The 15,278-nt window shown below is 63.4% G+C and carries 9 protein-coding genes; 2 read left to right on the plus strand and 7 right to left on the minus strand.

What is annotated here, in order from left to right:
• Positions 1-17: 17 nt before the first annotated feature.
• The 6 genes from ABIE00_RS23310 to ABIE00_RS23335 form a co-directional block, all read right to left on the minus strand.
• Positions 18-953, minus strand: coding sequence for a PDR/VanB family oxidoreductase (locus ABIE00_RS23310; protein WP_354262990.1), 936 nt, complete (start codon positions 951-953; stop codon positions 18-20).
• 128 nt (positions 954-1,081) lie between these two features.
• On the minus strand, positions 1,082-1,618 hold the full coding sequence (locus ABIE00_RS23315) for a Rieske (2Fe-2S) protein (RefSeq protein ID WP_354262991.1): 537 nt from the start codon (positions 1,616-1,618) through the stop codon (positions 1,082-1,084).
• On the minus strand, positions 1,615-2,754 hold the full coding sequence (locus ABIE00_RS23320) for an amidohydrolase family protein (RefSeq protein ID WP_354262992.1): 1,140 nt from the start codon (positions 2,752-2,754) through the stop codon (positions 1,615-1,617). Before ABIE00_RS23320 ends, ABIE00_RS23315 begins: the two co-directional genes overlap by 4 nt.
• A 4-nt stretch (positions 2,755-2,758) precedes the next feature.
• Complete coding sequence (locus ABIE00_RS23325; RefSeq protein WP_354262993.1) at positions 2,759-3,889, minus strand: amidohydrolase family protein; 1,131 nt, start codon at positions 3,887-3,889, stop codon at positions 2,759-2,761.
• A gap of 153 nt (positions 3,890-4,042) precedes the next feature.
• Positions 4,043-5,380, minus strand: coding sequence for an MFS transporter (locus ABIE00_RS23330; protein WP_354262994.1), 1,338 nt, complete (start codon positions 5,378-5,380; stop codon positions 4,043-4,045).
• A 1,029-nt stretch (positions 5,381-6,409) separates the two neighbouring features.
• Positions 6,410-7,483: an NAD(P)-dependent oxidoreductase gene (locus ABIE00_RS23335; RefSeq protein WP_354262995.1), complete on the minus strand. Its 1,074-nt coding sequence runs from the start codon at positions 7,481-7,483 to the stop codon at positions 6,410-6,412.
• Between the two features lie 546 nt (positions 7,484-8,029).
• Here ABIE00_RS23335 and ABIE00_RS23340 point away from each other — a divergent pair.
• Positions 8,030-8,599 (plus strand): hypothetical protein, encoded by a 570-nt coding sequence (locus tag ABIE00_RS23340; protein ID WP_354262996.1) that lies wholly within the window; start codon positions 8,030-8,032, stop codon positions 8,597-8,599.
• The gene (locus ABIE00_RS23345; RefSeq protein WP_354262997.1) at positions 8,596-11,529 is read left to right on the plus strand and encodes an ATP-binding cassette domain-containing protein; all 2,934 of its coding nucleotides are present in this window, start codon (positions 8,596-8,598) and stop codon (positions 11,527-11,529) included. The genes ABIE00_RS23340 and ABIE00_RS23345 overlap by 4 nt, the downstream gene beginning before the upstream one ends.
• Here the strand turns inward: ABIE00_RS23345 and metH are convergent.
• A complete protein-coding gene (gene metH / locus ABIE00_RS23350; protein WP_354262998.1) occupies positions 11,519-15,163 on the minus strand; it encodes a methionine synthase in 3,645 nt (1,214 codons plus the stop codon). The two genes, ABIE00_RS23345 and metH, sit on opposite strands and share 11 nt — an antisense overlap.
• Positions 15,164-15,278 lie beyond the last annotated feature (115 nt).

The raw sequence follows: 15,278 nt of genomic DNA on the forward strand, positions 1-15,278 counted from the left end.
GATAGGCAACCGTGTTTTTACAGGTCAAGGACGAGGCGTTTGCTGCATGACCTGGAGCAGCACAGCATCATGACCTCGTTCGAGGACTTTTCTTCGGGCGTGAGGTAGGAATCACGGTGATCAGGAGTTCCTTCCAGAACTCCCGTTTCGCACGTTCCACAGGTACCTTCCCGGCATGAGGTCGGAACGTGAAGACCTGCGGCTTCAAGTGTCTCCGCTATCGAGCGGTTGGCCTCCACGGTAAATACCTCGCCGGATGAATCAATGAGAACCTCGAAGGCCGTATTTTTTCCGTCAAGGGCGCCCGCTTTGGGCCGGAACCTTTCCAGGTGCAGCGTTGCCGTGTTCGGCGGCCACTGTTCACAGAAGCCTTCCACGGCATCGAGCAGGACGCCTGGGCCGCAGCAATAGACGGCAAGGCCCTCATTCGGGTTGCTGAGCAGTGACTTGAGGTCAATCAGCCCCGACCGGTCCTGGGGCCAGAGGGTGACTTTGTCACCATACTTTTCCAACTCGGCAGTAAAGGCCATCGACGCTTCATTGCGGCCGCCGTAGACCATCCGCCATGAAGCGCCACGTTCCTCACACTTCGCGATCATCGGCAGGATCGGCGTTACACCGATACCACCGGCAATGAACAGGTATTCCTGGGCGTCCACCAGTTCGAAGTTGTTCAGCGGAGTGCCGCATTCGATCCTGTCGCCCACGGACAGCTTTTCATGAACAAACTGGGATCCACCGCGGCTCTCAGGCTCGCGCAGAATCCCGACCCGCCAGCGGTCACGATCGCCCGGATCCCCGGAAAGTGAATACTGACGGACCAGGTCAGGCGTCAAATTCAGGTCGATATGGGCGCCGGGTTCCCAGCCGGGGAACGCGCCGGACACGGGTGCCAAATGCAATGACACGACCCCATCGGCTTCATTGACGATGTCAACAATCTGGGCATCCACCACTGAATGCTCCGGGAACGACTTTATTGCGTGAATCACGGTTCTCACCTGTCAGGTTTTGGTTTTTTCGGAAGCCGCGCCGGCAGGTTTTCCCTTGGGATGCACCCTGCCGACGCCGCTTCCTTGGATCATTCTGCTGGCGCCGGAAGCTGTGTTTCGGTCGCTTGAAGGACGGCGGGTGCGGCGGTTTCCTGCCTCCGCCTGGTTCCGGGACGTCGGCGGCTGGTGTCAACGACGACAACTTCGTCCTCGATGCTGACGGCGAAGCCCTCCATCACGTATGGGCCCTTTTGCAGTCCCTCTTCCGGGTTCGTCACGTCCTCGGGTGAGCCGGGAAACACTTCGACGTCGTACTTGCGGACCTTGGCGTTCTGCGGGTCGTACCAGGACTCTCCGGTGCGGATGTCGAACTCCCAGGCATGCCAGGGACAGCGGATCGAGCGGCCGCGTTCGTAGGTGATGGGAGCATCTGGCTGAGCGGCGGTGGACTTGCCGAAAATCGTGCCGTAGGCGCAGAGTTCTGCACCGGCGTGGGGGCACTGGTTGAGGAGCGCAAAATACTCGCCGTCAACATTCAGAATCCCAATCGACCGGCCCTCAAGTTCCACGATTTTGCGGCCTCCGGGCTTAATTTCATCTGTCCGGGCTACGGCATATTTAGTCACTTTGCACTCGTTTCCAGGCCGAAGAACCGCTGCCCGTTTGTCCTGAAGATTTTCTCCTTCAGTTCCGGCGAAAAACTCGGGGGGAATACCGACTCGGGGGAGTCAAAGTCGAAGTGCGGATAGTCCGAAGCGAAAAGCACGTTGTCGGGGCAGAACTCCTCGATGATCTCCTGCAGGTGGCGGGGGTTCTGCGGTTCGTCGATGGGCTGGGTGGAGGCCCAAATGTGATCGTGAATGTACTCTGAGGGTTTGCGCTGAAGGTTCGGCACCTCGCTCCGCAGAGTCTTCCAGTGGTGGTCCAACCGCTGAACGAGAGGAACAAAGTGTGCGATGTTGCCTTCGACAAACATGACCTTAAGGTCCGGGAACCGGTCAAAAGTTCCCCGGAGAATGAGGCTGAGCATCTGGGCCTGGACACTCTGCACGTGAGCGACGTGGTACTCGGCGTGATATGAGGTCCAGCCGGTACCGGTGTTCGCGTGACCCCCGCCCTGGGACAGGTGGATTTGAACGGGCAGGCCCTGGGCGACGGCAGCTTCGAAAATCGGCCAGTACTTGCGGCTGCCCAGGGGCTCATAGGTCTTGCTCAGACCAAGAAGCGAGATCACGCCGGGATGGGAACCGATCCGCTCGATTTCCTTCACGGCCAGATCCGGGGCTTCAAACGGAACGGTCATGGAGGTCCGGAGCCGGGGTTCGGGGCGGACGAGGTGTTCGATCTGCCAATCGTTGAGCGCGCTGCACAGCGGTTCGGCGAGGTCCGGATCCAGGGCCTGGGCTGCCGGGTTTAGTGTCTGCCCGCCGGGAGAAAGGCACTGCAGCACTCCGAGTTCGATGTTGTAGAGATCCAGAAGCTGGGACCGGATAAGGTCCAGGTCGGATCCGGGGTAGCCCTCTTCAGGCCAGGCGTCCGCGCGCATCGCACCGCCGTACATTTGGGGGTATTCGCTGATCTGCTGAAGCCCGGTGGTGGTACGCATGCCATATTCCTGCAGCCGCTGCTGAACCCGAGAGGAAAGGTATTCGTTGATTGCCCCTATCTTGGGGAGCGGGTGAATGTCGACGTCGGTGATGCCGGTCCCCACGACGGGCTTCGACAGGGTCTCGGTGGTGGCGTCGGTGTTGAGAGTGGTCATGGCTTTACTTCGCCTCTCCCTGGCTCGCAGGTTTGACTAGGTTGTAAAGGTCGGCCGCGTTCTGCCGGTAAATCCGATCCAGGAGGGCTGGGTCGCTGGTGCCCGTTTCGATGCTCCGGGGACCGGAGGCATGCTGATGCGGATAGTCGCTGGAGTAGACAAGCATGCGGTCAGAGCCCATGCGGTCCACTGTCTTATCGAGCTGGCCGGGCAGTTCCGCGCCGTCGGTCGGGCTGGTGGTGAACACAAAATGTTTGCGGATAAGTTCCGACGGTGGGATATCTACCCAGGGAAAATCTGGCCTGTAGCTCTTCCAGAGCTTGTCAAACTTCCACATGTAGGCTGGCAGCCAGTTGAAGCCGACCTCGGAGACAACCACCTTTGTCTTCGGGAATTTCTGCAGGACGCCTTCGGACACGATGGAGCTGATCTGTGCCTCCAGGTTGGAAGTCTGTCCGACGTACCACTCGAGATGGGTGGTGGGCCAGCCCACCGACGTTGGCGGCTGCCTGAAGACGCCTCCGATGTGGATGGCGACGGGAAGGCCTGCACGTTCTGCTGCTTCCCAGATAGGCCAGTTGATCTGGCGGCCGTACAGAAGCTCTGACTGGCCAAGCAGCAATACCTGTACGAACCGGTCGTCCTTGGCCCAGTGATCGATTTCCGCTGCTGCCGCTTCCGGTGTGCCGAGGGGAACAACGATGGATGCGCGGAGACGTGAGTCTTTGGACAGCCATTCGTTGGCGATCCACTCATTGAGGGCCCGCGCATGGGCCTGCTCGCGGCGAGGCTGATGAATCTGCTGCGTTGCGTACAGGCAGTTGAGAATGGCGTAATCGGTGAACCCGTCACCGAAAACGTCCGTCACCAGGTTTTCGACCGTGGTCGCTGCCCGGCCGTTCTCATCCTTGGCGGAGTCGGAACGCTGGGCGATAGCCGAGCCGGCCGGGTGATAGTTCGGTTCGTACGAGGGTGCCATCTGGGCGACGAGCTGATCGTGCCAGTAGTCGTCCAGGTAGGGCAGGAGCTGGCGGGCTGATTCAAGTACGGGATGAACGTCGCAGTCAACGACGGCAGCTTCGGGAGCCCCAGGCTGCAGTTCGCCAGTAGCTTCGCTTTCTTGGACAAGACTCATATGAATCTCTTTCCTTCCACTTCATTGGAGTTAGGAAAAGTCGGGGAGGGAAATATCCCGGATCCTGGATCCAGGATCTAATAAAAAAAGGGTACGTTATCGTGAGCCGGATCTCAAGAAGGAGATTGTTGAGGCTCCTCCCGCCTGCTGCATTCAGTGGACTTCGTCCAAGGCTGCGTCCCGCGTCTCGGGCAGGGCGAGGGTGCTCAGCAAGCTCAGGAGTACCAGAAGCGCCATCATAATTCCGACAGCCCAGCTTCCGTAGGATGTGAGCAGGGAGCCGATGATGAGTGGCGGGACGGCGCCCCCGATGATGCCGCTAACGTGGAATGCCAGGCTCGCCCCTGTGTAACGGTACCGCGTCGCAAAGATCTCAGGAATGAAGGATGCCAAGGGCCCGTAAAAGATGCCCATGACGGCTGATGTCCCCATAACCCCGAGGAAGAACAGGAACGGCGAACCCGTGTCAAGCAGTGGTATGACAATGAAGGACCAGGGCAACGCCAGGCTAAAGCCCAGGATCATCATTCGACGGCGTCCGTATTTGTCGCAGAGAACGGCAGAGACGGCAGTGACAGCCATTAGGGCAACTCCGCCCAGAATACCGCCTACCAGGATTAGCGTCCGCGGGTGATGCACCGAGGAGCTCGCATACCCGAGGAGGAACGTTCCGCCCATGAAGCTGTAGATGTACGCCGCGAGAATGCAGCCGCCGGCCAAGACTACTTTGCCGCTCTGATGGCGAAACAGTTCCGCGATGGGCGCCTTGACCTGCCCTGTCTTCTTTTTCTCAGCACGGAATACTGGCGTCTCATCGATCGAGAGCCGCACATAGAGGGCGATGATGACGAGGACGGCGCTGAAAAGGAACGGCACTCTCCAGCCCCAGGACAGGAATGCCTCGCTTTTTTCTCCCATGGTGAAGTTGACGACAAGGAAGACTGCATTCGTCAGTACAAGGCCGGCGCCCACACCCAATTGGGTGAACATGCCGTAGAGTCCACGCTTGTTGGCTGGGGCATACTCTGCACTCAGCAGTGCCGAGCCTGCCCATTCACCGCCGACTGCTACTCCCTGCAGCAGGCGCAGGCTCATCAGAATAACGGGAGCCGCTATGCCGATCGTTGCCGCCCCGGGCAGAAGGCCTACGGCGACTGTCGAAAGGCCCATGATGAGCAGCGTGGCGACCAGGGTTTTCTTCCGCCCCAGACGATCACCAAAGTGACCGAAAATTGCGGCACCCAGTGGGCGCGAAAGAAAGGCGACAGCGAACGTGGCAAATGAAGCCGTTGCTGCCAGCGCCGGGGTCATCTCCGGGAAGAAGACTGTGGGAAAAACCAGCGCCGCTGCGGTGCCGTAGATAAAAAAGTCGTAGTACTCGATCGCGGTGCCGACAAAGCTCGCAAAGGCGACTTTCTTCATGATCGGGGGGGACGTGTCACCATGTCGCTCCGCTGTCACTGTGGGCCCGGTGGTGGAATTATTGCTCATCTCGTACCTTTCGCGCTGGCCTTTTGGGCATCAGGCAAGTTTCGTTTCCGTTTGGGGAAGAGTGGCGGCTCATAGCGAGGCAGAAGTTCCTGCGTCCTGACGTGCAGGCATTGGGCTCTGCAGCCAGATCTCATGGCCCTGTGACTTTTCGATGATTCGCCTGCCGCAACCCTCGACTACCAGCCACGCAACCGAAGCATCCGACATCGCATCATCGATGCGGCCGCTGATAACCCGCCCGGGTTCGAGTCTGACTTCCACCTCGAGCCCGATGAGCAGGTTCCACTGGTCAAATCTTCGGGCAGCTACTCCCGGCGCCCTTCCCCGAGGTTCCCGGTTTGGCAGGCCGGACTGGTGGCTGTTGTGAGGGAGCGTGCACCCCGTGAACGCTTTCATTGAAACTCCTTTTTCGAATACGGCTCTGGTTGTAGGACCTTTGAATAACGAGGGAGAGCCACAAGGCCCTGCCGGCTCCGACAACCGCGGCAGCCGTGCAATTACTGCATACTAAGTCCGCAGGCATTCATGGGTAGAAGGCTGCTGCTCGTCGCCGTTATTCGGCCACGCCCGACAGGTATCCGCCGAGTACCACGAGGACGGGCAGAACGGCTTTCCACTATTGGGCCTCCAGTATTGTCCACATTGATCAATCTTGGTGCTACCACTCGCAAGTTTGGCATGACCGTACTGTGTGGTCAAGCCCACATTTGGTACCCCAGCGAAGCGAGGGCCGCCAGTCTCCGCTCATCACGGCACGCAAAATCACGGCTCTGGCCGTCGCCTGACCCGCCGGGGAATAAAGCAACAACGGCGCGAACCCTTGGATGCCAGAGGACTCATCCCCTCACCCGCCTGGGGACCAACGTGGAAAGTCCGAGCATGATCGCGTGCACGCACTACCGTCCAAGTGAGTCCCACTATGGATAATGGGTCCGGGCCGGCAATCTCTTCGGCCCGGCTGGCTGAAAGGTCAGCACCAGAGACATGTCACGCGTCTACGCCGCCGCGCGGGAGGGCGGTCTGGAGTTTCTACGTGAGCGGCTCCCGCTCGCTTCCATCAGAGCAGTAGTCTGCCGCCGCCTCTGGTGCTGTACAGCTTCGGTCCAAATCGACGATCGAGGAATCGTCTGCGGCATCAAGGCCCTGGCTGGCTGCGGCGACGAGTTCCTGCCCGACCGTGTTAAAGATCCGGGCATTGAATCCAACAGCTGCTGCAGTTCTCAATACGAGGTCTGCGTCCTTGACGAAGATGGACAAATGAGTCTCAACGGGGCGTTGCTCGGCCGCTTGTATCATTCGCGGCCCTCTATCGATGAGCATCCACGATGCTCCAGCGCCCGCAGTGACCGCCTCGAGCACGCGGCTTGAATCCAGTCCAAGTGCGCGGGCAAAATCGATAGCTTCCGCGGCAACAGCGAGATGGGATGCCGCCAACAATTGATTCACCATTTTGTAGGCCTGACCATCTCCGGCCGCACCGCCACAGTCTTGGATCGTACCCATTGTTTCCAGGATGCCGCGCAGGGCTTTCAGGTCGTTCGGGTGGCCCGCCGCAAAGAGTTTTAACTGACCGTTGATAGCGCCGGTGACACCGCCGGTTACCGGGCAGTCGACGACACCGATTCCGCGTTCGCCCAGCACCAGCGCAAAGTCCTTCACCGCGTCCACGCCGACGGTGCTCAGCACCACAAGTGTCTTAATGGTTCCGGCTCCGGACAGTAATCGGGAATCCAGGAGCGCGAACAACTGCTCGCCGGTTGCAACCACAACGAACAAAGCGTCAGCGTTGGCGATATCGTCAGCGCTGGTTGAAGATGGTATCCCCAGTTCTAGGGCCTTGGTGACCTGCCGTGGGTTTAGGTCCACCGTTCTTACGCGGTGGCCGCCGGCATGAATCTGGTGTGCCATCGGAAGGCCCATGGCGCCAATGCCGAGAAACCCAATCAGCGGCCGGGCCGACTTTTCGATCACGCTGGTTTTCCGGCCCGGACGGCAAAGAAGTGCCCAGCTCTGGAGGGGCTGGGGCACATCTGGGGAATTTCGCTCAGGCACATGGCCCAACTTGCCGGTCTTGCTGCAGCTGTCACTGATTTCCTTTCGCATCCGTTTCGGCCTCGAGCAAGACTAGACTCGGCACCAGACTATGGGCCTCCAATATAGTTTTTGGTGCTACCAATTGTCTATAGCACGCGTCGGCAAACAGATTAGGAACAAACGGCGCCAGCGGTCTCAGGTAACCGAACGTCTGCCTTTACTGGAGCGATCGATTTGGCCCCGGAGCCGGAGTAACGGCTGCGGGGCGAGCATGCGAGGTGGGGCAGCTTCACCTTCTTCCCCGCACCTGTCAGCTTCAACTACACCCCAACCTGACGTCAGGCAACGGCTCAAGAGACGTAAGAGTGGAGTCCGTTTTCGTTTTTCTTGACGCACTCTTGTAAAGGTCTTGGATCCCAACCTGACACAGCCAGTCCCGCAAGACGGTTCTCCAGCGACGTACTCTCGACTCGTTCCCTACTGGCAACGGGGGGTGCCTCACGCACTACACCGACGCAGCGCCCACAGAGTGGCCACGCCGGTGTCGGGTGATACCCAACGTCACACAACGCGACGGCATCCAGATCCGGAACGGCAACGTCCTACCCTTGACTGGTGACTTTGACTACGATCCGCACCGCCGCCGCGACCTCGCTCGCCGCCGCAGGTCTCCTGTTTACTCTCGCCGCGTGTTCCACGCCAGCCACCACCCAGCCCGCCACCTCTGCCCCTGCTTCCACCGCAACGGCAACCGCAACCACTTCATCCAGCGCCGCCACGGAGCCCTGCGCCGGTGTGAAGGTAATCGTCGATTCGGGCGCCTTGAAGCAGGCCGCCGCTGACACGTCCGTTTGCGTGCCCGCGGACGGGCCGACTCTCGCATCCAAGGTCCTCGACGAGGCCAAGGTGAAGACCGAGGGCACTGACCAGTACCCCAAGGAACTGGTGTGCCGGGTGAACGGTGTGCCCGCCGCCGACTTCAGCATCGCCCACAAGGGCGGCACGTACAAGGAAGAATGCAAGAAGACGCCCGCCTCCTTTGCCTACTGGGCACTGTGGGTTAAGCCGGCCTCTGGCGCCTGGGGATACGCGCAGGAAGGCCTCGCCACTTTGAAGGTCAGCCCGGGACAGAGCCTGGAACTGCTCTTCACGGTCGACGGCGCACCGGCCGCCCCCGCGGCGTGACCTTTCGACCCGCGCCGTTACGCGCAGCGGCGGCTCTCGCCGCCGTCTTCATCGCGGCGCGGGTCATCTACCGCATTCTCTTCAACGGTGCGGGCACCGGCAGCCCGGTTCTTCTCGACATACCGCCGGTGCCGCTGCCTGCCCCGTACGCCCATGTGGTCCTCCTCGGTCCGGTAACGGCGCCTGGCCTCTGGGAGGCGGTCCTGTCCGCCCTGCCGATTGCCGGGATGATCCTCGCTTTCGGCATGCTCAACGCCTGGGTGGATGTTGCCCGCGGCTTCGTGCACCTGGCCCGCGGCGGCCCGATGCAGGGCATGGCCAGGATGCTTGTGGTGGCCTGGGCGGCGCTGCCGGCGCTCTCCGACGCCGTGAACTCCGTGCGCCTCGCTTTTCGATTGCGGGGCGAAAGATTCGGGCCCCGCGCCCTTGTTCCCGTGCTCGAACGCACCCTCGAGCACGCCAGCCGGGTTGCCGCGGCTCTGGAGCTGCGCGGCTTCGGCAGCAGGGCAGCACGCCAGCCCGTCCGCGGTATCGAAGCACCGGTTCTGATCCGGGACGCACACTTCCGGATCGCGGACACGCGGGTACGCGTCGCCGATTTTGCGCCGTCGAGCGGGTCAATCACGGTCATTACCGGGCCGACGGGCTCCGGCAAGTCCACGATCCTTCGGGGCATTGCGGGCCTTCTCTCACACGTCGACGGCGGAAAAATTTCCTGCACGCTGCAGGTCGCTGGAACGGACCGTGCCACCGCGCCGCCGCGTGATACCGCCCGCCTCGTCGGCGTCGTCTTGCAGAACCCCCGCGCCGCCTTCGCCACCACCCGGGTCCGGGACGAAATCTCCCTCGCACTTGAGCTGCGCGGCGTGGCATCCGCTACCGCCAAAGCCTGGGTGCTGGAGGTCGCGGAGCGGGTCGGGGTGTCGGCGCTGCTGGACCGGAATCTCAGCACCCTCTCCGCGGGTGAGTCAACCCTCGTGGCCATTGCCGCCGCGATAGTGGAGCATCCGGCCCTCCTGCTGGTTGACGAACCCCTCGCCGACCTCGACACCGCAGCACGCGGACGCGTCATCGCCGTGCTCAACGCCCTCGCCCGCGACGCCGGCGTCTGCGTGGTCGTGGCGGAGCACCGGGCGGAGCAGCTGGTACCCGTTGCAGACTCGTGGTGGACCATCGACGACGGCGCCCTGGTACCTGGCGTTGCTCCCGCACCTTCGCATCCGGTCGCCGACCGTCAGACGCCGGCACAGCCGGCGGATCCGCCGGTACAGCACGCTGCCGTGCTGACTGCCGCAAACCTCGCGGTGCACCGCGACGGCCAGCCGCTCGTGCGCAGCGCCTCTCTGTCCCTGCACCGAGGTGAAGTGGTCGCGCTGGTGGGGCCGAACGGTGCCGGAAAGTCGTCCCTCCTTGTGGCACTCGCCCTCGGTGAAGGCACGCTCAATGAAGGCACACCAGGTGAAACCACAGCAGGTGAAAACACAGCCGGCGGCGGCCGCATAGCCCTCGTCCCGGACGCCTCCGACGACCTCTTCACACGGGATACCGTCGCTGCCGAGCTCCGCGCGGCAGAGCGGCGCCGGGCGCGCCGAAAGGGCGGCGCACAACCTGCGCCTGGCGACGCTGCTTCACGGCTTGCCCGTTTGCGGGGAGACGTCCGGATTCCCATTGGCCACGAGCATCCCCGGGACCTGTCCGCGGGTGAGCGCAGGATCCTGGCCATCGCGCTGCAGACCATGGACGACCCGCAGGTGCTCCTGATCGATGAGCCGACCCGCGGACTCGATCCCGCGGCGCGCACAGCAGTCGCGGCGGCGTTGCGGGCCGCAGCGGACGCCGGCGCGGCGGTCTTGATCGCCACCCACGACCTCGACTTTGCGCACGGCCTCGGCGCCCGGATCCTCCCGATGCGTGACGGCGTCGCCCCCGCATCCGCGGCAGAAGCCGCGCCCGGCGCCGCCACAGTGGAGCGCATCGCAACACCAAGCATCCCCACACCACGGTTCACCGACCGGCCAACCGACCTTCCCGCGGCGGGGAAAGCCCCCCGCATCCGGATGCCACGGGCCGCCGAGCTCACGGTCCTCGCAGCTGCGAACCTCCTGGCCCTCGGTGCATTCTGTTGGCCCTTGCTCGCTGCGGTCCTTCCGGAGGATGCCGCCGCGGCCATCCCCTACGCGGCGCTGGCCATGGCACCGCTTGCCGTCGTTGCCATCGTGGTGTCCCTGGACGGCTCGGTCCGCTCCGCACATACGGTGGCGCTGCTCGGCGTCCTGGCCGCCATCGGCTCGGCGGTGCGCGTGGCCAGCACCGGCGTCGGGGGCGTGGAGGCAGTCTTCATCCTGCTGATCCTGGCCGGCCGGGCCTTCGGTGCGCGCTTCGGCATGTTGCTCGGTGCCGCCACCATCGCCGTGTCCAGCGCCTTGTGGAGTGGCATCGGCCCGTGGTCACCGTTCCAGATTTTCGCCTGTGCGTGGGTAGGTGCCGGGGCAGGTCTGCTCCCCCGGCGGGTGCGGGGGCGGGCAGAACTGTGGATGCTGTGCGGCTACGGGGTCCTGGCATCCTACGTGTTCGGCCTGCTCACCAATCTGTGGTTCTGGCCCTTCGCTGTCGGCGCTGGCACCGGCATCTCCTACGTGCCTGGCGCGCCGCTGGCCACCAATCTCAGCAGCTTCCTGCTCTACTCGCTTTTGACCTCGACGGCGGGATGGGACACCCTGCGTGCCGTCACCACGATCATCGGAATCGCTGTGGTGGGGAGAGCCATGCTCGCCGCCCTGCGGCGGGTCAAGCCGGTCTCCAGCCCGGCCAGAATTCCGGGCGGAAGCCCGGGCGGAAGCCCGGGTGGAAGCCCGGGCGGGCAGACCGCCCGGGCGCCATCCACTCAAGGTCAAGCTCCGGCCGGGGACCGGCGTCGACTCACACCTTGAAGTACTTCGCCTCCGGGTGGTGGAACACGAATGCATCAGTGGACTGTTCGGGGTGCAGCATCAGCTCGTCGCTCAGGATCACGCCCATCCGCTCGGGCTGCAGCAGCTCCACCACCTTGCGGCGGTCCTCCATCTCGGGGCACGCAGGGTAACCGAGCGAGAAACGCGCACCGCGGTAGTCGAGCTTGAACAGCCCTGCCTTTTCCTTCGGCTCTTCGGCGGCGAAACCCAGCTCCGAGCGGACACGCGCATGCCAGAACTCGGCCAGCGCCTCGGTGAGCTGCATGACCAGGCCGTTGAGCTCGTAGTAGTCGCGGTAATGGTTCCCGGCGAACAGCAGCGCAAGCACCTCGTCGATCTTGGAACCGGCAGTGACCAGCTGTACCGGCAGCACGTCGATCTGTCCCGAATCGCGGGACCGTACGAAATCGGCGAGGCACAGGTGCTTGTCGCGGCGCTGGCGCGGAAAGTCGAAACGCAGCCGGTCGGTGCCGATCGGACCGTCTGAACCGCCGTCAGGGGCGAGGAGCCCCGGGGCGCCGAGTACGCCGTCGGGATCCGTATTGTGGTGCAGCACCACCACCTGTTCCCCCTCGGACACCACCGGGAAATAGCCGTACGCGACCGACGCGTCGAGCATTCCCTCGGCGAGGATACGGTCCAGCCAGTACCGCAGCCGCGGCCGGCCCTCACGTTCCACCAGTTCCTCGTAGGAAGCGCCGCCTTCGCCGCGGCCTGGCTTGAGACCCCATTGCCCCAGGAACGTGGCCCGCTCATCGATGAACGCCGCGTAGTCGTGGAGGGCGACGCCGCGAACGATGCGTGTGCCCCAGAACGGCGGGGCGGGCACGGGGTTGTCGGAGGCGACGTCGGAACGGCCGGGCATCGCCTCCGGCTCGGTCAGCGTGAGCTTTGCGCCCGTCCGGTGGGTCCGCTTCCGCAGGGCGGGCAGGCCCACCTCGGCGGGGTCAGCGCCGCGGGCGACCTGCACCAGCGGCTCCATGAGCGCCAGACCTTCGAAGGCATCCTTTGCGTACCGGACCTGCCCTTCGAACTGTCCCGCCAGATCGTCTTCGACATAGGCACGGGTCAGAGCCGCGCCACCGAGGATCACCGGCCACTTCTTCGCATAGCCACGGGCCTGCAGCTCCTGGAGGTTTTCCTTCATCACCACCGTGGACTTCACGAGCAGCCCTGACATGCCGATGACGTCGGCGTTGTGCTCCTCGGCCGCAGCGATGATGTCAGCGATCGGCTGCTTGATGCCGAGGTTGATGACCTTGTAGCCGTTGTTGGTGAGGATGATGTCCACCAGGTTCTTGCCGATATCGTGCACGTCGCCGCGCACGGTGGCGATCACCATGGTGCCCTTGCCCGAGGCATCCGATTTCTCCATGTGCGGCTCGAGCAGCGCCACCGCGTTCTTCATGACCTCGGCGGACTGCAGCACGAACGGCAACTGCATCTCACCGGCGCCGAAACGCTCGCCCACCACCTTCATGCCCTCGAGCAGCTGGTCGTTGATGATGCCAAGCGGGGTGATGCCTTCGCTGCGGGCAAGGTCGAGGTCCTCCTCGAGGCCCTTGCCCTCGCCGTCGATGATGCGCCGCTGCAGGCGTTCGCCGGTGGGCAGTGCAGCAAGTTCCGCTGCGCGCTGGTCGCGCAGCGCCGCAGTGTCAACGCCGGCGAACATGTCCAGCATGCTCGCCAGCGGGTCGTACGTGGTGTTGCCTTCGGCGTCGTATTCGCGGCGGTCCCAGACGAGGTCCAGCGCCACCTTGCGCTGCTCCTCCGGCAGTGAAGCGAGCGGCACGATCTTGGCGGCGTCAATGATGCCGCTGGACAGGCCGGCCTCCACGGCCTCGTGCAGGAACACCGAGTTCAGGACGATGCGCGCTGCCGGGTTCAGGCCGAAGGAAACATTGGAAACACCGAGGGTGGTGTGGATGCCGGGATACTTCCTGGTGATCTCGCGGATGGCCTCGATCGTTTCGATGCCGTCCCGGCGGGTCTCTTCCTGGCCCGTGGCGATCGGGAAGGTCAGGCAGTCGACGATGATGTCTTCCACGCGCATCCCCCATTCACCGACCAGGGCGTCGACGAGGCGCGAGGCGATCGCCACCTTGCCCTCGGTGGTGCGTGCCTGGCCCTGCTCATCGATGGTCAGGGCGATCACGGCGGTGCCGTGTTCCTTCACAAGCGGCATGATGCGCGCAAACCGGCTGTCCGGGCCGTCGCCGTCCTCATAGTTGACGGAGTTGATCACCGGGCGGCCGCCGATGTGTTCCAGCCCGGCCTGCAGGACGGGCGGTTCGGTGGAGTCGATCACCAGCGGGAGCGTGGAGGCCGAAGCGAAACGTGAGACGACTTCCTTGATGTCTGCCACGCCGTCGCGTCCCACGTAGTCGATACACACGTCGAGCAGGTGCGCGCCCACGCGGATCTGCTCCCGGGCAATATCGACGCAGTCGTCCCAGCGCTCTTCGAGCATCGCCTGCCGGAACGCCTTCGAGCCGTTTGCGTTGGTGCGCTCACCGATGGCGAGGTACGAGGACTCCTGGTCGAAGTTGACGTGCTGGTAGAGGGAGGCAATGCCGGCTTCCCGTTCGGTGGGAACGCGGCCGCCGGACGCTCCGTTCGCACCGCTGCCGGACTCAGTCCGGAAAGGCGCAAGGCGCTCGACGACGGCGGCCATGTGTTCCGGCGTCGTACCGCAACATCCGCCCACCAGACCCAGGCCGAACTCCCGCACGAACTGCTCGTGCGAGGTGGCGAGTTCCACAGGCGACAGCGGATAGTGCGCACCGTCCGCGGTGAGCACCGGCAGGCCTGCGTTGGGCATGCAGGCGATCGCCACTGAGGACTGCTTGGACAGATGGCGCAGGTGCTCGCTCATCTCATCCGGCCCGGTGGCGCAGTTCAGCCCGATGGCGTCAACGCCGAGCGGTTCGAGCGCGGTGAGCGCCGCGCCGATTTCGGATCCCATCAGCATGGTTCCGGTGGTCTCGACGGTCACCTCGACGAAGATCGGAAGCCGGACGCCGCGGGCCACGATCGCCTGCTTGCAGCCGTTGACTGCAGCCTTGGTCTGCAGCAGGTCCTGGCTCGTTTCGATGAGGAACGCATCCGCTCCGCCGTCGATGAGGCCTTCGGCCTGCAGCGCGAACGTCTGCTTGAGGTAGTCGTAGCTGGTGTGCCCCAGGCTGGGGAGCTTCGTGCCCGGACCCATCGAGCCCAGGACCCACCGCATCCGTCCGTCCACGGCTTCCGCAGCCTCGGCACGCTCCCTGGCGATCGCCGCACCCTTCCGGGCGAGCTCTTCGATCCGGTCGTCGATGCCGTAGTCGGAGAGGTTGGACCAGTTCGCACCGAAGGTATTGGTTTCGACCGCATCGATCCCCACCGCGAAGTACGCGTCATGGATGTCAGCGATGACATCCGGACGCGTGTCATTGAGGATCTCGTTGCAGCCTTCCAGTCCCTGGAAGTCAGTCGCCAGCGACAGTTCCCGGTCCTGCAGCATGGTTCCCATGGCGCCATCGGCAATGACCACCCGGTGGTTAACTGCATCCAAAAGCGATTGGGAGCGATCGGGGCGGGGGACGGAGTCGATATCAAGTGCAAAACGAGGCATGTAAACAGACTACGGGCGGGGGCAGATCTGCGCGCCGTATTTCCCATGTACTACGACGGCGGGAAGGTTACTTGTAATACAAGTAACCAACTTGTAGCATAAGCAGGCGGGCGAT

The sequence above is a fragment of the Arthrobacter sp. OAP107 genome (genome assembly GCF_040546765.1).
Taxonomy (GTDB): Bacteria; Actinomycetota; Actinomycetes; order Actinomycetales; family Micrococcaceae; genus Arthrobacter.